Raw genomic sequence first — 18,669 nt, 5'->3', positions numbered from 1 at the left:
CATCTAGGACAGCACCGCGAACCCGTCGAGCTCGACCAACGCCTCCTCGTCCCACAGCCGCACGACCTCCACGACCGCCATGGCCGGATAGGTGCGGCCCGCCAACCGGCGCCAGATCCGCCCGAGTTCGGGGGCATGCGCGCGGTAGGCGGCGACGTCGGTGGCATAGACGGTGACGCGGGCGAGGTCGGCGGGGGTGCCGCCGGCCGCGCGCAGGGCGGTGAGGAGATTGCCGAGCGCCTTCTCGAACTGCTCGAGGAGGGTGTCGCCGGTGACCTTGCCGTCGGTGTCGAGGGCCGTCTGGCCCGCGAGGAAGACCACGCGGGAGCCGGTGGCGACGACCGCGTGCGAGAAGCCGGCGGGCGGGGACAGGTCGGGCGGATTGACGCGCTCGGTCGTCACGGACGGGCCTCCCGGTCGGCGGTGGCGTACAACTCCTTGGCGATGATGCCGCGTTGGACCTCACTGGCACCCTCGTAGATGCGCGGGGCGCGCACCTCGCGGTAGAGGTGTTCGAGCAGATGGCCCCGCTGAAGCGCCCGGGCTCCGTGCAGTTGGACGGCCGCGTCGACGACGTACTGCGCGGTCTCGGTGGCCAGCAGCTTCGCCATCGCGGCGCGCTTGGGGACGTCGGGGGCGGACTCGTCGTACGCCGTCGCCGCCGCGTAGACCATCAGACGGGCCGCGTCCGTGCGCAGTGCCATCTCCGCCACAACATGAGCGACCGCCTGCAGATCCCTCAACTTGCCGCCGAACGCGTCCCGTCCGGCCGTATGGGCGAGGGTCGCGTCGAGCGCCGCCTGGGCCATGCCGACGGCGAAGGCACCGACGCTGGGGCGGAAGAGGTTGAGCGTGCCCATCGCGACCCGGAATCCGCGGTCGGCCTCCCCGAGCAGGTCGTCCTCGGTCACGGGTACGGCGTCGAAGTCGAGGCTGCCGATGGGGTGCGGGGAGAGCATCTCCAGGGGCGAACCGCTGAGGCCGGGCCGGTCGGCGGGCACCAGGAAGGCGGTCACCCCGCGGGCACCGGCATCGGGGGTGGTGCGCGCGAAGACGGTGTAGAAGTCGGCCTCGGGGGCGTTGGAGATCCAGCACTTCTGCCCGGTGAGCCGCCAGCGTCCCCCTCCCTCCGGATCCGCCCGCAGGGCGAGCGCCGCCGCGTCCGAGCCCGCCCCCGGCTCGCTCAGCGCGAACGCGGCCACCGCGCTGCCGTCGGACACCCGGGGCAGCCAGTGTTCCCGCTGGGCGGGGGTGCCATGGGCGTGGACCGGGTGGGCGCCGAGGCCCTGGAGGGCCAGGGCGGTCTCGGCCTGCGTGCAGGCCCGGGCCAGGGACTCGCGCATCAGACACAGGTCCAGGGCGCCGGAGGTGAACAGGCGCGACAGCAGACCGAGCCGGCCCAGCTCCGTGAGGAGCGCCCGGTCGACCCGGCCGGGCTCGCCCTTCTCCACGAGCGGGCGCAGCCGCTCCGCGGCCATGGCGCGCAGCTCGGCACACCAGGCGATCTGTTCCGGTTCGAGCGAGAATGCGGGCACTGCCGGTCCTCCCTCCACGGCGGGCCGTCATCGACCCCCGAACGACGGTATCGCGTACTGTTGACTGCCGTCACCAACACGATACGCTCCTTGCGCGAGCGCACCACGAGCCCACGCGAGCCCACCAGGCAAGGGGGCGAACCGTCATGAACGTCTCGGCGCACGTCGACACCTTCGCGCGCGACAACCTGCCACCACCCGACGAGTGGCCGGAGCTGCGCTTCGACCTGCCTGAGCTGCACTACCCCGAGCGGCTGAACTGTGCCGTCGAGCTCCTGGACCACGCCGACCCGGCGCGTCCCGTGTTCCACGCGCCCTCCGGCGACACCTGGACCTACGGCGACCTCCGTGCCTACGTCGACCGCATCGCGCATGTCCTCACGCGCGACCTGGGCGTGGTCCCCGGCAATCGCGTCCTGCTGCGCGGCCCCACCACACCCTGGCTCGCGGCCTGCTGGCTGGCCGTGCTGAAGGCGGGCGCGGTGGCCGTCACCGTGCTGGCCCAACAGCGCCCGCACGAGCTCGGCACGATCTGCTCGATCGCCCGGGTGGGGCACGCGCTGTGCGACGTCCGGGCCGTCGACGACCTCGCCAAGGCCGAGATCCCCGGGCTGCGCATCACGACGTACGGCGGTGACGCCCCGGACGACCTCCTCAACCGCCCGACACCCGGCACCCCGTACCCCGCTGTCGACACCGCGTCCGACGACGTCGCCCTGATCGCGTTCACCTCCGGCACCACCGGTCGCCCGAAAGGGTGCATGCACTTCCACCGGGATGTGCTCGCCATAGCGGACACCTTCTCGAAGCATGTGCTCAAACCCCATGTGGACGATGTCTTCGCGGGCAGTCCTCCGCTGGGCTTCACCTTCGGTCTCGGCGGGCTCGTGGTGTTCCCGATGCGGGCCGGCGCCAGCGCGCTGCTCCTCGAACAGGCGACGCCCAAGCGGCTGCTGCCCGCGATCGCCGAGCACCGGGTCTCCGTCCTGTTCACCGCGCCCACCGCGTACCGCGCGATGCTCGACGACCTGGACGGCCATGACGTCTCGTCACTCCGGCGCTGTGTGTCCGCCGGGGAGAACCTGCCCGCCGCCACCTGGCGGGCCTGGCACGAGCGCACCGGCCTGCGGATCATCAACGGCATAGGCGCCACCGAGCTGCTGCACATCTTCATCTCCGCCGCCGACGAGCGGATCAGGCCCGGGACGACGGGTGTCGCGGTGCCGGGGTGGCTGGCGCGCGTGCAGGACGCGAACGGGGATCCGGTGCCGGACGGGGAGCCCGGGCTGCTCGCCGTGCGCGGGCCGGTGGGCTGCCGGTACCTCGCCGATCCGCGGCAGCGGGACTATGTGCGCGCCGGCTGGAACATCACCGGCGACACCTATGTCCGCGAGGACGACGGCTACTTCCGCTATGTCGCCCGCGCCGACGACATGATCATCTCGGCCGGGTACAACATCGCCGGACCGGAGGTGGAGGACGCGCTCCTGCGCCACCCGGACGTGGTCGAGGCGGCGGTGATCGGGCGGCCCGACGAGACCCGCGGACAGGTGGTCGTGGCGTACACCGTGCTGAAGGAGGGCGCGCAGCGGGACGCCGACGCGCTGCGCGGCTTCGTCAAGTCCGAGCTGGCGCCGTACAAGTGCCCGCGCGAGATCGTCTTCCTCGACGCGCTGCCACGCACGGCGACCGGCAAGCTCCAGCGCTATCGCCTCCGTACCGAAGGCGACCGGCCGTGATGCCGAAGACCTAAGATGATCAACGTGTCCGAGCACCACGCACCACGGTCCCTCATCGTCACGCTCTACGGCGCGTACGGCCGCTTCACACCCGGTCCGGTACCCGTCGCCGAGCTGATCCGGCTGCTGGCCGCGGTCGGCGTGGACGCGCCCTCCGTACGTTCGTCGGTGTCCCGGCTCAAACGGCGCGGCCTGCTGCGGCCCGCCCGCACGCAGCAGGGCACGGCCGGGTACGAACTCTCGCCCGAGGCACGGCAGTTGCTCGACGACGGCGACCGGCGCATCTACGCGACCACACCGCCCGAGGACGAGGGCTGGGTGCTCGCCGTGTTCTCGGTGCCGGAGTCGGAGCGGCAGAAGCGGCACGTGCTGCGCTCCCGGCTGGCTGGCCTGGGCTTCGGCACCGCGGCCCCCGGGGTGTGGATCGCCCCGGCGCGGCTGTACGAGGAGACCCGGCACACCCTCCAGCGGCTGCGGCTCGACCCATACGTCGACTTCTTCCGAGGCGAGCACCTGGGCTTCGCGCCCACGGTCGAGGCGGTCGCCCGCTGGTGGGACCTGGCCGCGATCGCCAAGGAGCACGAGGCGTTCCTCGACGCGCACGAGGGCGTGCTGCACGACTGGGAGCGGCGCACGGACACCCCGCCCGAGGAGGCCTACCGCGACTATCTCCTGGCCCTGGACACCTGGCGCCACCTCCCCTACACCGACCCCGGCCTCCCCGTGCACCTGCTGCCCGCGAACTGGCCGGGCGCGCGGTCGGCCGAGGTGTTCCGGGGACTCCACGAGCGGCTGCGGGACGCGGGGGCCGCGTTCGCCGGGCTGTGAGCCCGGCCACAACACACGTCCCACAACGCATCGGGCTCGTCTCCGAGGTGCTCGTGCGCAACGGCGTGCTGTCCGTCGTGCCGGTCATCGCGCCGTACGCCGACAGCCGCGACGCGGTGCGGGCCCGGCACGAGAAGAGCGCCACGCCCTACCTGGAGGTGCATGTCGCCACCCGGGTGGAGGTGTGCGGCGAACGGGATGTGAAGGGCCTGTACGCCAAGCAGGCCGCGGGCGAACTGAAACGGGGTCGACGACCCGTACGAGCCGCGGGCCGATCCGGCGCTGGTGCTGCGCACACAGGAGCAGACCCCACAGGAGTCGGCGGACGCGGTGTACGCGCCGCTGGCGGAGCGGGGGCTGGTGTGAGCGCCGTGACCACTCCGCAGTCGATCGGTGTCGCCTGGCCGACGAGCGGGACGTCTCGCGCGGGGACATGATCACCGCGGGGGTGGACGCGCCCGTGCTCACCCGGGACGTCTCGGCGGCCGTGTGCCATCTGGCCGACCGGCCGCTGCGGGTCGGCGACCGGGTGCTGCTCAGGCACACCACCCGGACCGTGCAGGCGATCGTGAAGGACCTGGCCGGAGCCGCCGAGCTGGCGGTGAACGACCTGGGCCGGCCCTGCGCACGGCCGAGCCGCTCGCGCTCGACGACTACGCGGTCTCCCGCCGCACCGGCGCTTTCATCCTGATCGACCCGGCGGACGGCGCCACGCCGACCGCGGGCATGGCCGAGGTCAGTTCTCCAGAGTGAGCCGGGGCTTGGGGGCGTCCGTGCGTCCGGTCTGCGGGCGCCGGCTGCCCGCGCGGTACGGGTCGGGCCAGGCGACGCCCGGACCCTCGTACCCCTGCTCGGCGGCGGCGTGCAGCGTCCAGTGCGGGTCGTAGAGGTGGGGCCGGGCCAGCGCGCAGAGGTCCGTACGCCCGGCCAGGATCAGGGAGTTGACGTCGTCCCAGGAGGAGATCGCGCCGACCGCGACGACCGGGACGCGCACCTCGTGCCGGATCCGGTCGGCGAACGGCGTCTGGTACGACCGCCCGTACTCCGGCTCCTCCTCGGCCACCACCTGCCCGGTCGACACATCGATCGCGTCGGCGCCGTGCGCGGCGAAGGCGCGGGCGATCTCGACGGCGTCCTCGGCCGTGGTGCCGCCCTCGGCCCAGTCGGTGGCGGAGATACGCACGGTCATGGGCCGCTCCTCCGGCCACACCCCTCGTACGGCGTCGAAGACCTCCAGTGGGAAGCGCAGCCGCTTCTCCAGAGAGCCGCCGTAGGCGTCGGTACGCCGGTTGGTCAGCGGGGAGAGGAAGCCGGAGAGCAGATAGCCGTGGGCGCAGTGGAGTTCGAGCAGATCGAATCCGGCGCGGGCGGCACGCCAGGCGGCGGAGGTGAACTGTTCCCGGATGTCCGTGAGTTGGGCTCGGGAGAGCTGGCGTGGGGTCTGGCTCTCGGGCTTGTACGGGAGCGGGGATGCGGCCACGAGCGGCCAGTTGCCGTCGGGCAGGGGTTCGTCCATACCCTCCCACATCAGCTTCGTCGAGCCCTTGCGCCCGCTGTGGCCGAGCTGTACGCCGATCGCGGTGCCCGGTGACCGGTCGTGCACGAACTCGGTGATCCGCCGCCAGGCCTCGCCCTGTCCGCCGGTGTAGAGGCCGGCGCAGCCGGGGGTGATCCGGCCCTCCTCGCTGACGCACACCATCTCGGTCATCACCAGACCGGCACCGCCGAGGGCGCGGGCGCCCAGGTGGACGAGGTGGAAGTCACCCGGGATGCCATCGACCGATGAGTACATGTCCATGGGTGAGACAACGACCCGGTTGCGCAGGGTCAGGCCGCGCAGCCGGAAGGGGGTGAACATCGGGGGCGTGCCGGGCGGGCAGCCGAACTCGCGCTCCACGGACTCGGTGAAGCCGGTGTCGCGCAGCCTGAGGTTGTCGTGGGTGACGCGGCGGCTGCGGGTGAGCAGGTTGAAGGCGAACTGGCGGGGCGGCTGGCGCAGGTACAGCGCGATGTTCTCGAACCACTCCAGGCTGGCGCGGGCGGCGCGCTGGGTGGAGGCGACGACGGGTCTGCGCTCGGCCTCGTAGGCCGTCAACGCCTCGGCCAGGGTGGGCTGTTCCTCCAGACAGGCGGCGAGCGCGAGGGCGTCCTCGACTGCCAGCTTGGTGCCGGAACCGATGGAGAAGTGGGCGGTGTGGGCGGCGTCGCCGAGGAGGACGATGTTGCCGTAGGACCAGTGTTCGTTGACGACGGTACGGAAGTTGATCCAGGCGGACTTGTTGGAGCGCAGGGGCCGTCCGCCCAGCGCTTCCGAGAAGAGCTTCGCGCAGCGCTCGACCGACTCCCGCTCACCGAGTTCGTCGAACCCGGCGGCCCGCCACACCTCCTCGCGCATCTCGACGATCACGGTGGAGGCGCCGAATTGATTCTGGGGCCCGGAGGGCCTCGATGAGGGGTGGTGGTCGGGAGACGGGCGGGCGTAAGGGTAGCCGTGCAGTTGCATCACGCCGTGCTCGGTCTCGGCGATCTCGAAGCGGAAGGCGTCGAAGGCGAAGTCGGCTGCCAGCCAGATATAGCGGCAGTGGTGGGTGGTCACATGGGGCTGGAACACATGGGTGTAGGCCTCGCGGGTGGTGCTGTTCACCCCGTCGGCGGCGATGACGAGGTCGTATGCCTCGGCGAGCCAGGCCGGGTACGGTGCCTCGCTGCGGAAGCGCAGCTCCACGCCCAGGTTGCGGCAGCGCTCGTGCAGGATTTCCAGGAGGCGTTTTCTGCCCAGGGCCGCGAAGCCGTGGCCTCCGGAGGTTTGGCGGGTGTTGTGGTGGACGATGTCGATGTCGTCCCAGCGGACGAAGTGCTTCTGGAGGGCCTCGTAGACCACCGGGTCGGCGTGTTCGATGCCGCCCAGGGTTTCGTCGGAGAGGACCACTCCGAAGCCGAAGGTGTCGTCGGGGGCGTTGCGTTCCCAGACGGTGATTTCGCGGGCGGGGTCGAGGCGCTTGAGCAGGGCGGCGGAGTACAGGCCGCCGGGGCCGCCGCCGATGATCGCTACGCGTAGGGGGTGGCTTGTCGTGTCGGGCGGCTGCGGGTTGTGTGTGGCTTGTCGCGCAGTTCCCCGCGCCCCTGGGGTTGGCACCGTCCCGTCGGCTCCCACGGTCACCGCCCCCTCCACTTCGGGGGCCTCTTCTCCGTGAACGCCGCGTGGAACTCCGCGTAGTCCTCGCCGTTCATCAGCAGCGCCTGTGTCGAGGCGTCCAGCTCCACCGCCGCGGCCAGCGGCATGTCCAGCTCTGCTGCGAGCAGGGCCTTCGTCTGGGCGTAGGCGAGGGCCGGGCCGTTGGAGAGGCGGTGGGCCAGGGCGAGGGCGGTCTCGTCGGTGTGGCCCTCCTCGGTCAGTTCGCTGATCAGGCCGATCCGCTCGGCCTCCGCCGCCCGCACCGGCTCGCCGAGCATCAGGAGGCGGGTCGCGTGGCCGAGGCCGACCACGCGGGGCAGCAGATAGGCCGCGCCCATGTCACCGCCGGACAGGCCCACGCGGGTGAAGAGGAAGGCGAAGCGGGCCGTGGGGTCGGCGATGCGGAAGTCGGCCGCGAGGGCGAGTACCGCTCCCGCTCCGGCCGCCACCCCGTGCACCGCCGCGATCACCGGGAACGGGCACTCCCGTACGGCCCGTACGACCTGCCCGGTCATCCGGTTGAAGTCGAGGAGCTGCGCGGTATCCATGGACAGTGTCGCGCCGATGATCTCGTCGACGTCGCCGCCGGAGCAGAAGCCGCGGCCCTCGCCGGTCAGCACCAGGGCGCGGACCGACCTCTCGCGGGACAGCTCGGCGAGCAGGTCGCGCAGGTCGGCGTAGGCGCCGAAGGTGAGGGCGTTGAGTTTCTCGGGGCGCGCGAGGGTGACGGTGGCGACTCCGTCGGCGATCTTGACCCGCAGGTGCTCCCAGTCGGAGGTGCGGGCGGCGGAGCCGGTGAAGGGACTCATGACGGCGGCCTCCCAGGGCGGCGGTGCCTCACGTAGCTCTACCCCATGAAGCTATCACCCATTTATGACTGTCGTCACGGGCACGCGACACGAGTGGCGCGTTCGGCCGAGTGCGGTCACGCCGGTCACGGGTCGTCGACAGGGAGGTAACAGTGGGAGCGGCCGCGGTGGGCGGGTCGTGGTAGCGGGTAAGCCGCCCGTTACCGGGGCCACAGGCCCCCTGCGGTGCCCCTCGACAGACGCTGAAGCGGGGCGCCGTACCATCTCTTGGGTTGAAAGCAGGACAGCCTGCTCCATGAACGGAACCGTCTTGTACGAACGCCCCTCCACCCCAGCCTCGTGGCGCATCGCGCTGCCGCACACCGCCGCCGCGGTGCCCGTGGCGCGTGCGCTGGTCCGTACGGCACTGGCGGAACTGGAGCATGCGGCCGACAGCGACACCGCCGAGCTGCTCACGGCCGAGCTGGTCGCCAACGCGGTGGAGCACACCTCGGGCAACGGCCCGATAGAGCTGGTGGTGGAGTTGCGGCCGACCGGCTGCCAGGTCGAGGTGCACGACCCGGACCCGGCGCCGCCCGGCCATCTGACCCGGCCCGTCGTCGAGCAGCCCGATCCCTGGCAGGAGCACGGGCGCGGTCTGCTGCTGCTCCGCGCCCTGAGCTCGTCCTGCGGCCACCGCCCGACCGAGTCGGGCAAGGCGGTCTGGTTCAGACTCCCTGTGGTACCGCGTCAGCGGCGTCCCGCGTGACCTCGGCGTCCGGCGCCTCGGTGAGCGTGGAGTTCCGGCGGCCGTAGAGGACGTACACCAGGAATCCGGCCGCGAGGAACACCGCGAACTGGATCCAGGTCGTCCAGCCCGTCTCGTACATGAGGTACAGGCAGAAGCCGACGCCGAGCAGCGGGACGACCGGGTAGAGCGGCACCCGGAAGGAGCGGGCGAGGGCCGGTTCGCGGCGGCGCAGGGCGATCACCGTGATGTTGACGACGGCCATGATGGCGAGCGTGCCGATGGTGCACAGGTTCATCACGGCGTCCAGCGGGGCGAGGGCCGCCGGGAGCGCGAAGACGACCGCGACGATCAGGGTGCCGGCGACGGGCGTGGAGGTCCGGGGCGACACCTTCTCGAAGACGCGCGGGATGAGTCCGTCCCGGGACATCGACATCAGGATGCGGGTCTGGCCGTACATCACGGCGAGCACGACGGAGGCGATGGCGACCACCGCGCCGAAGGCGATGACCCCGCCGCCGATCGCCGAGCCGGTGACCTGGTTGACGACGTAGGAGAGGGCGGCGGGCCGGTTCGCGACCTGGTCGCCGCCGATGGCGCCGATGGCGGCGACGGCGACCGCGCAGTACAGCAGGGTGACCAGGCCCATGCACACGAGGATGGCGACCGGGATGTCGCGGCGCGGGTTCTTCGCCTCCTCGCCGGCGGTGGTGATCGCGTCGAAGCCGATGTACGAGAAGAACGCGGCCGTGGTGCCGGCGCCGACGCCGCCGAGCCCGGCCGGGGAGAACGGGGTGAGGTTGCCGTGCTTGAAGGCGCTGTAGCCGATGGCGCAGAAGGCGACGAGGATGGCGAGCTTGACCGCGGCCATGGCGGCGGTGGCCCGGGCGCTCTCGCGCGCACCGCGCACCAGCAGCACGGAGGCGAGGGCGATGACGATCACGGCGGGGACGTTGACGATCCCGCCGTCGGCCGGACCGGCCGAGAGCGCGGCCGGGAGCTGCAGGCCGGTGAGGCTGTGCAGCAGTTCGTTGACGTACTGGCTCCAGCCGACGGCGACGGCCGAGATCGAGATGCCGTACTCGAGGAGCAGGCACCAGCCGACCAGGAAGGCGGTGGACTCGCCGAGGCCCGCGTAGGCGAAGGAGTACGACGATCCGGAGACCGGGATCGCGCCGCCCAGCTCGGCGAAGGAGAAGGCGGTGAAGACGCAGGTGATCGCGGCGAGGACGAAGGAGACGACGACCGCGGGACCGGCCTGGGCGACCGAGTCGGACAGACCGACGAAGATGCCGGTGCCGACGATCGCGCCGATGCCGAAGCAGATCAGCTGGAAGAGGCCCATCGTGCGCTTGAGGCCGTGGCCTTCGCGGTCGGCGCCGGATTCGGCGACCAGCAGGGCGGGGGACTTGATGCGCGGCCTGGTGGGCTGAGCGGGCATGCGGATGGTGCTCGTTTCTGGTGGTGCGGGCGCGATCCGGTGTCGGTCGCTGCGGCGGCCGCGGCAGGGGTGGCGCCGCGCCGCCGGACAGGATAAGGCCTGGTGAGGCCGGTCAGGCAAGGACGTGTGAGGCAGGCCGCCCGAGGGTTGCCACGAGGACGGCCTTGATGGTGTGCATCCGGTTCTCCGCCTCGTCGAAGACGAGGGAGTACTCGGACTCGAACACCTCGTCGGTGACCTCGAGCTCGGTCAGTCCGTGCCGCTCGTGGATCTCACGGCCGACGGCGGTGCCGAGGTCGTGGAAGGCGGGCAGGCAGTGCAGGAACCTCACCTGCTCGTTGCCGGTGGCGCGGAGCACGTCCATGGTCACGGCGTACGGGCCCAGCAGCGCTATGCGCTCGTCCCAGACCTCCTTGGGCTCGCCCATCGACACCCATACGTCGGTGGCGATGAAGTCGGCGCCGCGCACGCCCTCCTTCACGTCGTCGGTGAGCGTGATCCGGGCGCCGGAGGCACCGGCGAGCTGCTGGGCCACCTCGACGATGGTGTCGTCCGGCCACAGCAGGCGGGGCGCGACGATCCGGACGTCCATGCCGAGCAGGGCGCCGGTGACGAGGTAGGAGTTGCCCATGTTGTAGCGGGCGTCGCCGAGATAGGCGAAGGCGATGTCGGTGAGCGGCTTGTCGCTGTGCTCGGTCATGGTGAGCACGTCGGCGAGCATCTGGGTGGGGTGCCACTCGTCGGTGAGGCCGTTGTAGACGGGGACCCCGGCGAAGGCGGCCAGTTCCTCGATGACGCCCTGTCCGTGCCCGCGGTACTCGATGGCGTCGAACATCCGCCCGAGGACCCGGGCGGTGTCCTTGACCGACTCCTTGTGGCCCAGCTGCGAGCCGGAGGGGTCGAGATACGTCGTCGAGGCGCCCTGGTCGGCGGCGGCGACCTCGAACGCGCACCGGGTGCGCGTCGAGGTCTTCTCGAAGACCAGCGCGATGTTCCTGCCCCGCAGGTACTGCGTCTCGGCCCCCGCCTTCTTGGCGGCCTTCAGCTCCGCGGCCAGCTCGACCAGGCCGCGGAACTCCTCCTGGGTGAAGTCCAGTTCCTTGAGGAAGTGGCGGCCGGCGAGGGCGGTCGGGACTGTCGCCATGGGGGGCGCTCCAGGGGTACGAGAACACGGGACGGCTGGAAGTCTATACGACCGACCACATTTCTATACAGCTTCCCGTTCTACGGGACAGCTCATGCAGCGCGGCCCACCTCTACCCCGGCCCAGTTCGCTGCCCGGGATCTCGATGACCTCGATGCCCTGCTTGCGCAGATGCGTGTTGGTGGTGGAGTTGCGCTCGTAGGCGACGACGACGCCGGGCTCGACGGCGAGGACGTTGCAGCCGTCGTCCCACTGCTCGCGCTCGGCCGCGTGCACGTCCTGGGTGGCGGTCAGGACGCGGATCTCGCTCAGCCCGAGGGAGGCGGCGATCGCCCGGTGCATGTGCTCCGGCGGGTGGTCGGTGACCTTGAGCTCCTTGTCCACGGCGCCGGGTTCGATGGTGTACGAGCGGAGCATGCCGAGCCCCGCGTACTGGGTGAAGGTGTCGCCGTCGACCATCGTCATCACGGTGTCGAGGTGCATGAAGGCGCGCCGCTTGGGCATGTCGAGCGCGACGATCGTGCGCGCCGAGCCCGCCGCGAACAGCTTGTGCGCGAGCATCTCCACGGCCTGCGGGGTGGTGCGCTCGCTCATGCCGATCAGGACGGCGCCGTTGCCGATCACCAGGACGTCGCCGCCCTCGATGGTGGACGGGTAGTCGGCCTGGCCCGCCGACCAGACACGGAACGCTTCGTCCCGGAACTGCGGATGGTGCCGGTAGATCGCCTCGAAGTGCACGGTCTCGCGCTGCCGGGCGGGCAGGCGCATGGCGTTGATGGCGACCCCGTCGTAGATCCAGGCAGAGGTGTCCCGGGTGAAGAGGTGGTTCGGGAGCGGGCCGAGGAGGAAGTCGTCCAGGTCCATCACATGGAAGCGGACGGAGGTCGGCTCCTCGTGCGCGTCCAGGAACTCCCGCTTGGTCATGCCGCCGACCAGGGCCGCGGCCAGGTCGCGCGCGGGCAGGGTCTCGAAGGCCGCCCGGAGGTGGTCGGTGGCGAGGGGGCCGTACTCCTTCTCGTCGAAGACCCGGTCCAGGACGAGCGTCCTGGCCTCGGGGATCTCCAGGGTCTCGGCGAGCAGGTCACCGAAGAGATGGACGGTGACGCCGCGGTCGCGCAGCACGTCGGCGAACCCGTCATGCTCGGCGCGCGCCCGGCGCACCCACAGCACGTCGTCGAAGAGAAGTGCGTCCTTGTTGCTGGGGGTGAGCCTTTTGAGCTCGAGGTCCGGCCGGTGCAGGATGACGCGGCGCAGCCGCCCGGCCTCGGAGTCGACGTGGAATCCCATGTCTCCATCCTGACCATTGAGGACCGCATTCACCCTCTGCTCGACCGTATCGGAATCTTCTTGTTTTTCGTCCCGTTGACGACAAGCACCTCCTCCGTTTATCGTCTATATGACGAAAATAGGAGGGGGTCCCATGGCCGACATCACCAGGCGCCTCGGCTGGCGCCATCTGCGCGGCGCCCCGACGGCGCACATCAGACACCACCGGTCGGGGAAGCTCGCGCACGACGGCCCGGGGCTCAGCTTCTGGTACCGCTCGCTGACCGCCGCGCTCTCGGAGGTGCCGGTCGACGACCGTGAACTGGCGATGACCTTCCACGCCCGCACGTCCGACTTCCAGGACGTGGCCGTGCAGGCGACGGTCACCTACCGGATCGGTGATCCGGCCGTCGCGGCCGCCCGTCTGGACTTCTCGATCGACCCCGACACGGGCGTGTGGCGGGGCGCGCCCCTGGAGCAGCTGGGCACGCTGCTCACCGAGACGGCGCAGCAGCACGCGCTGGCCGTGCTCGCCCGTACGCCGCTGTCGTCGGCGCTGGCCGACGGGGTGAGCGCGGTGCGCGAGCGGATCGAGGAGGGGCTGGGCAATGAGCCCCGGCTGCCGGCCATCGGCCTCGAGGTCGTCGCCGTCCGGGTGATGGCGCTGCGGCCCGAGCCCGAGGTGGAGCGGGCGCTGCGCACCCCGGCTCGTGAGCAGATCCAGCAGGAGGCCGACCGGGCCACCTACGAGCGGCGGGCGGTGGCCGTCGAGCGGGAGCGGACGATCGCCGAGAACGAGCTGGCCAGCCAGATCGAACTCGCCCGCCGCGAGGAGCAGTTGGTCGAGCAGCGCGGCACGAACACGCGCCGCGAGGCCGAGGAGCACGCGGCGGCCGACGCGGTGCGCGCCCAGGCGGAGGCGGCCCGGACGGTCCGGCTCGCCGAGGCCGAGGCGGCCCGGTCGGTGAAGCTCGCGGAGGCGGAGGCGGACCGGTCGGTGCGACTGGCCGACGCCGAGGCGCGGCGAACCGGGCTGCTCGCCGAGGCGGAGGCCGCGCGGACGGCCCGGCTGGCGGAGGCGGAGGCGGCCCGATCCACACGACTCGCCCGCGCCGAGGCCGAGGGGGCGCGCGAGGTGGGTGAGGCGCGGGCACAGGCGCAGGCCGCGTGGCTGCGGGTGCACGCGGACGCCGGAGTCGACGGTGTCGCGACGCTGCAGGCCCTGACCGCCACCCGGCTGGCGGAGAACCTGCCTCGGATCGACAGCGTGACCGTGTCGCCGGACGTGCTCACCGGGCTGCTGGCGAAGCTCGGCGGTACCGGGACGGAGGAATGAGTCTCGCCCCGCGTGCCGTGCTGGTCCATCGCACCACGGAGTACGAGGAGTTGGTGGCCCGGCACGGCACGCACGGCCAGGCCGCGTTCTTCCTGGCCTCCCGCGGCCGTGACATCGACGAGGTCGCCGAACGCCACCACCGCACGCGCCGCGCGCTGGCCGAGGTCGCCTCGGCGGTCCCGCTGACCTGGCGGCAGAGCCGGGTGGAGCGGGCCGACCTGGACCGTTTCCTGTTCGCGCCCGAGGACGTGGTCGTGGTGGTGGGCCAGGACGGGCTGGTGGCGAACGCCGCCAAGTACCTCGCGGGCCAGCCGGTGCTGGGCATCGACTCCGATCCGGGCCGCAACCCCGGTGTGCTCGTACGGCACCGGCCCGCGGACGCGGCGGCGCTGCTGCCGGCCGCTTTGGCCCGGGGCACCGGCGCCGACGAGCTCACCATGGTCGAGGCCGTCGCGGACGACACACAGCGCCTGGTCGCGCTCAACGAGATCTATCTGGGGGCGGCCGGACATCAGACCGCCCGGTACCGCCTGGGCCTCGACGGCGACGGGGGTGTCGTCGAGGCCCAGGCCTCGTCCGGGGTGCTGGTGGGAACCGGGACCGGGGCCACCGGGTGGCTCCGGTCGGTGTGGCAGGAGCGGGCCAGCCGGCTCGCGCTCCCCTCCCCCGGCGAGGACCGGCTGCTGTGGTTCGTACGGGAGGCCTGGCCGTCACCGGCCACCGGAACGTCCCTGGTGGCGGGCGAACTCGCGGCCGCCCAGGCCCTGTCGGTCACCGTCGAGTCCGATCGGCTGATCGCCTTCGGCGACGGGATCGAGAGCGACGCGCTGGAGCTCACCTGGGGGCAGACGATCCGGGTTCGGGTGTGCGGGCAGCGACTGCGGCTGGTCGGCTGACGCCCGGCGTCCACAGGCTCGCCGCCGCCAGCAGCGCCACCACCGCCGACCCGAGGAGCACGGGCACGTTGCCGATCCCGGCGGCCAGCGCGCCGCCCGCCAGCGCTCCGACCGGCACCGTCCCGAGGAGGGCAGCCTGTACGAACCCGGCGACACGGCCGCGCATGCCGTCCGGTGTGACGAGCTGCTGCAGCGTGGTCATGGAGATCGCCCAGACGGTGACGGCGAGCCCGTAACAGGCCTGGTAGCCGAGCAGCAGCTCAAACGCGGGGCCCAGCGAGGCCGCCGGGATCAGAAAGACCGCGCCGCCCGCCAGCAGGGCGCAGATCCTGGTGGCCGACCACAGCCCCGCCGTCCGGGCGAAGCGGCCGGCGACACCCACGCCCGCCAGCGTGGCCGCGCTGTGCACGGCGTACGAAATGCCCAACTGCCAGGCGGAAAGGGCGAGATCACGGGTCGCGTAGAACACGAGGAGCGCGCCCGACGCACCGCTGCCGAGGTTGAGCCCGGCGCCCGCGAGGACCATCAGGCGCAGCCTCGGTTCACCGCGCAGCACCTCAAGTCCCGTGCGGAGCAGGGAGGCCGGCGACTGCGCGCCCCTCGGTTCGGCCGGGTCGTTCAGTGCCGCGGGCAGGGCCAGCAGGAGCAACGCCTCGACGGCGTAGGCCGCACTGCCGGCCAGCAGGGCCGGGGCGGGGCCGAGGATTCCGACCAGCACACCGCCGAGTGCCGGGCCGCCGATCAGTCCGGCCGTACGGGCCCCGGTGAGCGCGGAGTTGGCGGACAGCAGCCGGTCCGGCGCGACGACCCGGGGCAGAGCCGTCTGCAGGGCGACCGAGAGGGTGAAGGTCAGCGCGCCGGAGACGACGGCGACGCCGTACAGCTGTGGACGGCCGACTCCGCCCAGGGTGTTCACGAGCGGGACCGAGCCCACGACCAGTGCCTGTGCGGCGGTGACCACGACGAGCAGCCGGCGCAGCCGCACCCGGTCGACGAGCACTCCGGCGAACGGACTGAGCAGGGCCCCCGGCAGATAGGTCAGCGCGAGCACCGCGGCCGCCCCGAACGGCCCCGTGCCCAGATCGGTCACCGCGAGCAGCGCCACCGCGAGGGCGGTGACCTGGCGTCCGACGGAGCCGGCGATCTGCTCGCCGCACAGCAGCACGAAGGCCCGCTGCCGCCGCAGCGGGAGCGGCCGGGCCTCGGCGGTTGCCGCGGCCACCCCTCAGATCCCCGTGCAGGGCACGGGCCAGCGGCCGATACGTGGCGGCAGGGCCACCGCCCATCCGTCGGTGACCAGGGCCAGCCGCTCTGCGGCCAGCAGTCCCGCGGCCTCGCGCGGGCCGGGGTCCAGTTCGTCGAGCGGCGTGGGGTTCAGCAGGGTGTGGAAGGCGGAGAGCAGATCGGGGTGGTCGAGGGTGAGCCGTACGGCGGTGCCGGGCTCCCTGCGGTCCATGACGGCGACGAAGTCCGGGCCACGGCGGTGGTAGAGCATCCCGTACGCATACCCCGCCCGCCACTCTCTCAATTCACCTGGCTCATCGGACACTTGAGCGGGCGGGGACAGATGGCGCAGCAGCCCGATGTCGTACGGCGTCTCCCTGTCGGCCGCCGTCCAGCCCACCCGGAGCCCGAGGCTCTGGCACTCGCGCAGGAACTGCACTGCCACCGCAGTGCGTTGCCCGCCCGCGCCCAGGCGAAGCGGCTCGGTCACCTCGACCCGGCGGCCGGTGACCCGGTGCGGGACGGCGGTGGGCAGCCCGGTCATCCGGCGACCCCTGCCCCGTCGGGCACACGGACCGTCTCGTCCCAGGTGGGCAGGGAGACATAGGTCCGGCCGTCACGGAACAACAGGCCTAGGGCGAAGGTGTGTTGGAGCCATTCACGCAGGGCTTCGGGGCTGACGGAGTGGCCGTCCGCCGTCAGCAGCCGGTGCAGCGCGGACTCGGTGCGCCCGTCCTCCAGGCGGCGCAGCGCGGCCGCCGCCCAGCCGGTGAAGCGGTGGGTGGCCGACGGCCGGCCGTGGCGCCGGTCGTGCACCAGGAGGGCGTCCGCTCCCCCTCCTTCGTCTCCCTCGGTTTCCTCGAACAGCAGCCGTGAGGTGTGATGTCCGGCGCGCCACTGCGCCACGGCCGCCTTGAGCCGGTGCTCCGTCTCCCCCCCGATGCCCGCGTCCTCCGTGTCGAACAGGTAGACGAGGTCGGCCAGTTCGTCCTCGGGCAGGTCGTAGACGTGCTGGTACATCGCGGCCGGGCGCCGCTTGCCGAAGCCCAGGGCCCGGTCGGTGAAGTGCGGGCTGAACCGCTCCAGCTGGATGCGGTGGGCGCCGCTGGGCGGCTGCAGATGGACGAGCGCCGGGAGCTGGTCGACGACATGGGCGTAGTCCTCGGCACTCTCGCCGGGGAAGCCGTACAGGAGGTTCCAGGAGCAGGTGAGCGAGTGGTTCTCGCACTCCCGGAGGGTGCGGATGTTGCGGGCGCCGCTCACGCCCTTGTCCATGAGGTCGAGCACGCGGCTGCCCAGGCTCTCGATGCCGGGCTGGATGTGCACGGTGCCCGAGCGGCCGAGGAGGCGGAGCTGGTCGGGGGTGAGGTTGGACTTGACCTCGTAGTGCAGCCGCAGGTCCCAGCCGCTGTCGACGACACGCGGGAGGAAGTCCCGGAAGTAGGCCATGTCGATGATGTTGTCGACGGTGACGATGTCGAGGATGCGGTGCCGTCGTACGAGGCGGTCGATCTCCTCCCACAGCCGCTCGCCCGGCTTGGCGCGAAAGGCCATGGACGAGCCGTTGAGCCCGCAGAAGGTGCAGTGGTGCTTCTCGCCCCACCAGCAGCCCCGGGCCCCCTCGACCACCAGTTTGGGGTGGACGTACTCCAGCACCGGCGAGGGCTCCAGGGCGGCCTGCCACTGGTCGTAGTCGGGTGAGGGTATGTCGGCGGGCGCCACCGTGCGCCGGGTCTCGGTGTTGGCCCGGGACATGTCCCCGTCCCACCAGCACAGGCCGGGGACGTCCACGGGCGGGGTGCCCGCGTCCACATGCCGCAGGAGCGCCGGTAAGGCGTACTCCCCCTCGCCGCGCACCACATGGTCCACGAACCGGTGGTTGCGGTGCAGGGCGTGGCCCATGGGGCCGTCGCAGTTGCTGCCGCCGAAGACGACGGTCAGCTCCGGGCGGCGGCGCTTGAGCTCACGGGCCAGCGCCAGGGAGGACACGTTCTGCATGAACGTGGTGGTGAACCCGACCACGTCGGGCTCGGCCGCGAGCACCTCGGCGGCGCACTCGTCGATGAATCCGGCCGCGTACGGCCGCATCTCGAGGGCGGTGTCGATGAAGACGTCCCGGTCCGCGGCGTAGGCGCGCAGCCGGGCCGAGCCCCAGTCGGGGTCGTCGTACAGGACGCCCGAGAACACCCAGTCGCCGAGGCCGTGGAAGATCGAGTCGCTGCCGACCGCCACATAGTCGCCCGGACGCAGCCGTCCTCCGGAGTGCTCCAGGAGGAACTCGGCCCAGCGCAGGGAGCCGTGGAACTCGGTCACCTCGTCGGCCGGGCGGGCCCGCCGCACCAGTCGGTGCAGCAGGCCCACTTGCAGCGAGGGGAGGTCGATCGGATGCCAGGGCATCGTCACCAGGTGAACGCGCATACCGCCCCTTCGGTCAGCGGGTCGGCCGCTTCTCCAGGATCGCCGGCCGGCGGCTGGTGCTCCGGTCCTCGCGGACGACCACCTTCTTGATCTCCATGTCCCTCACTCCCTCCGGTGTTCCGAACACACGT

At 71.9% G+C, this 18,669-nt stretch carries 16 protein-coding genes and 1 pseudogene; 7 read left to right on the top strand and 10 right to left on the bottom strand.

The genetic code is table 11. The annotated features are described in order from the left end of the window. Positions 1-3: 3 nt before the first annotated feature. Both N8I87_RS31185 and N8I87_RS31180 read right to left on the bottom strand, forming a co-directional pair. Positions 4-402, bottom strand: coding sequence for a RidA family protein (locus tag N8I87_RS31185; protein WP_263213710.1), 399 nt, complete (start codon positions 400-402; stop codon positions 4-6). Further along, positions 399-1,535, bottom strand: a complete 1,137-nt coding sequence (locus N8I87_RS31180; RefSeq protein ID WP_263213709.1) for an acyl-CoA dehydrogenase family protein — start codon at positions 1,533-1,535, stop codon at positions 399-401. The genes N8I87_RS31185 and N8I87_RS31180 overlap by 4 nt, the downstream gene beginning before the upstream one ends. 146 nt (positions 1,536-1,681) lie before the next feature. Between N8I87_RS31180 and N8I87_RS31175 the strand changes: the two genes are divergently transcribed. The 4 genes and pseudogenes from N8I87_RS31175 to N8I87_RS31160 all read left to right on the top strand — a co-directional run bounded on the left by N8I87_RS31175 (position 1,682) and on the right by N8I87_RS31160 (position 4,793). Continuing rightward, a complete protein-coding gene (locus tag N8I87_RS31175; RefSeq protein WP_263213707.1) occupies positions 1,682-3,274 on the top strand; it encodes an AMP-binding protein in 1,593 nt (530 codons plus the stop codon). 15 nt (positions 3,275-3,289) lie between these two features. Further along, on the top strand, positions 3,290-4,102 hold the full coding sequence (locus tag N8I87_RS31170) for a PaaX family transcriptional regulator (RefSeq protein ID WP_263213706.1): 813 nt from the start codon (positions 3,290-3,292) through the stop codon (positions 4,100-4,102). A gap of 11 nt (positions 4,103-4,113) precedes the next feature. Continuing rightward, positions 4,114-4,468 (top strand): annotated as a pseudogene (locus N8I87_RS31165) (adenylyl-sulfate kinase); the annotation flags it as partial. Positions 4,469-4,535: 67 nt separating this feature from the next. After that, a complete protein-coding gene (locus tag N8I87_RS31160; protein WP_411577309.1) occupies positions 4,536-4,793 on the top strand; it encodes a hypothetical protein in 258 nt (85 codons plus the stop codon). A gap of 45 nt (positions 4,794-4,838) precedes the next feature. Here N8I87_RS31160 and N8I87_RS31155 read toward each other — a convergent pair whose 3' ends face one another. After that, complete coding sequence (locus N8I87_RS31155; protein WP_411577395.1) at positions 4,839-7,256, bottom strand: bifunctional salicylyl-CoA 5-hydroxylase/oxidoreductase; 2,418 nt, start codon at positions 7,254-7,256, stop codon at positions 4,839-4,841. 2 nt (positions 7,257-7,258) lie between these two features. Next, the gene (locus N8I87_RS31150; protein ID WP_263213704.1) at positions 7,259-8,086 is read right to left on the bottom strand and encodes an enoyl-CoA hydratase family protein; all 828 of its coding nucleotides are present in this window, start codon (positions 8,084-8,086) and stop codon (positions 7,259-7,261) included. A 295-nt stretch (positions 8,087-8,381) separates the two neighbouring features. Between N8I87_RS31150 and N8I87_RS31145 the strand changes: the two genes are divergently transcribed. Continuing rightward, the gene (locus tag N8I87_RS31145) at positions 8,382-8,834 is read left to right on the top strand and encodes an ATP-binding protein (RefSeq protein WP_263213703.1); all 453 of its coding nucleotides are present in this window, start codon (positions 8,382-8,384) and stop codon (positions 8,832-8,834) included. Here the strand turns inward: N8I87_RS31145 and N8I87_RS31140 are convergent. From N8I87_RS31140 to N8I87_RS31130, 3 genes are all read right to left on the bottom strand, one after another. Next, positions 8,794-10,254 (bottom strand): amino acid permease, encoded by a 1,461-nt coding sequence (locus N8I87_RS31140; RefSeq protein WP_263213701.1) that lies wholly within the window; start codon positions 10,252-10,254, stop codon positions 8,794-8,796. The two genes, N8I87_RS31145 and N8I87_RS31140, sit on opposite strands and share 41 nt — an antisense overlap. A gap of 112 nt (positions 10,255-10,366) precedes the next feature. After that, positions 10,367-11,398, bottom strand: a complete 1,032-nt coding sequence (gene argF / locus N8I87_RS31135; protein WP_263213699.1) for an ornithine carbamoyltransferase — start codon at positions 11,396-11,398, stop codon at positions 10,367-10,369. A gap of 63 nt (positions 11,399-11,461) precedes the next feature. Continuing rightward, complete coding sequence (locus tag N8I87_RS31130) at positions 11,462-12,685, bottom strand: arginine deiminase (RefSeq protein WP_263213697.1); 1,224 nt, start codon at positions 12,683-12,685, stop codon at positions 11,462-11,464. Between the two features lie 133 nt (positions 12,686-12,818). On the opposite strand from N8I87_RS31130, the gene N8I87_RS31125 reads away from it, so the two are divergent. Both N8I87_RS31125 and N8I87_RS31120 read left to right on the top strand, forming a co-directional pair. Continuing rightward, positions 12,819-14,000 carry an SPFH domain-containing protein gene (locus N8I87_RS31125; RefSeq protein ID WP_263213695.1) on the top strand — a complete coding sequence of 394 codons (1,182 nt, stop codon included), beginning with the start codon at positions 12,819-12,821 and terminating at the stop codon, positions 13,998-14,000. After that, a complete protein-coding gene (locus N8I87_RS31120; RefSeq protein WP_263213694.1) occupies positions 13,997-14,896 on the top strand; it encodes a hypothetical protein in 900 nt (299 codons plus the stop codon). The genes N8I87_RS31125 and N8I87_RS31120 overlap by 4 nt, the downstream gene beginning before the upstream one ends. On the opposite strand, the gene N8I87_RS31115 is transcribed toward N8I87_RS31120, so the two are convergent. Genes N8I87_RS31115 through N8I87_RS31105 form a run of 3 tightly spaced genes read right to left on the bottom strand, consistent with a single transcriptional unit; the run spans position 14,835 to position 18,538 of the window. Further along, on the bottom strand, positions 14,835-16,118 hold the full coding sequence (locus N8I87_RS31115; RefSeq protein ID WP_263213692.1) for an MFS transporter: 1,284 nt from the start codon (positions 16,116-16,118) through the stop codon (positions 14,835-14,837). The genes N8I87_RS31120 and N8I87_RS31115 overlap by 62 nt on opposite strands. A 3-nt stretch (positions 16,119-16,121) precedes the next feature. Continuing rightward, positions 16,122-16,664, bottom strand: a complete 543-nt coding sequence (locus tag N8I87_RS31110; protein ID WP_263213690.1) for a DUF5825 family protein — start codon at positions 16,662-16,664, stop codon at positions 16,122-16,124. Further along, positions 16,661-18,538 (bottom strand): RiPP maturation radical SAM C-methyltransferase, encoded by a 1,878-nt coding sequence (locus N8I87_RS31105; protein WP_263213689.1) that lies wholly within the window; start codon positions 18,536-18,538, stop codon positions 16,661-16,663. Before N8I87_RS31105 ends, N8I87_RS31110 begins: the two co-directional genes overlap by 4 nt. Positions 18,539-18,669: the final 131 nt, after the last annotated feature.

Source organism: Streptomyces sp. HUAS 15-9, from assembly GCF_025642155.1.
Classification (GTDB): Bacteria; Actinomycetota; Actinomycetes; order Streptomycetales; family Streptomycetaceae; genus Streptomyces.
The sequence above is the reverse complement of the archived record's forward strand: the minus strand, read 5'-3'. Positions and strand labels throughout refer to the sequence as shown.

Coding starts and splice junctions, on each gene's coding strand:
- N8I87_RS31125 (WP_263213695.1), top strand. CDS start 12,819: ATGGCCGACATCACCAGGCGCCTCGGCTGGCGCCATCTGCGCGGCGCC.
- N8I87_RS31145 (WP_263213703.1), top strand. CDS start 8,382: ATGAACGGAACCGTCTTGTACGAACGCCCCTCCACCCCAGCCTCGTGG.
- N8I87_RS31175 (WP_263213707.1), top strand. CDS start 1,682: ATGAACGTCTCGGCGCACGTCGACACCTTCGCGCGCGACAACCTGCCA.
- N8I87_RS31150 (WP_263213704.1), bottom strand. CDS start 8,086: ATGAGTCCCTTCACCGGCTCCGCCGCCCGCACCTCCGACTGGGAGCAC.
- N8I87_RS31130 (WP_263213697.1), bottom strand. CDS start 12,685: ATGGGATTCCACGTCGACTCCGAGGCCGGGCGGCTGCGCCGCGTCATC.
- N8I87_RS31160 (WP_411577309.1), top strand. CDS start 4,536: ATGATCACCGCGGGGGTGGACGCGCCCGTGCTCACCCGGGACGTCTCG.
- N8I87_RS31110 (WP_263213690.1), bottom strand. CDS start 16,664: ATGACCGGGCTGCCCACCGCCGTCCCGCACCGGGTCACCGGCCGCCGG.
- N8I87_RS31120 (WP_263213694.1), top strand. CDS start 13,997: ATGAGTCTCGCCCCGCGTGCCGTGCTGGTCCATCGCACCACGGAGTAC.
- N8I87_RS31140 (WP_263213701.1), bottom strand. CDS start 10,254: ATGCCCGCTCAGCCCACCAGGCCGCGCATCAAGTCCCCCGCCCTGCTG.
- N8I87_RS31105 (WP_263213689.1), bottom strand. CDS start 18,538: ATGCGCGTTCACCTGGTGACGATGCCCTGGCATCCGATCGACCTCCCC.
- N8I87_RS31170 (WP_263213706.1), top strand. CDS start 3,290: ATGATCAACGTGTCCGAGCACCACGCACCACGGTCCCTCATCGTCACG.
- argF (WP_263213699.1), bottom strand. CDS start 11,398: ATGGCGACAGTCCCGACCGCCCTCGCCGGCCGCCACTTCCTCAAGGAA.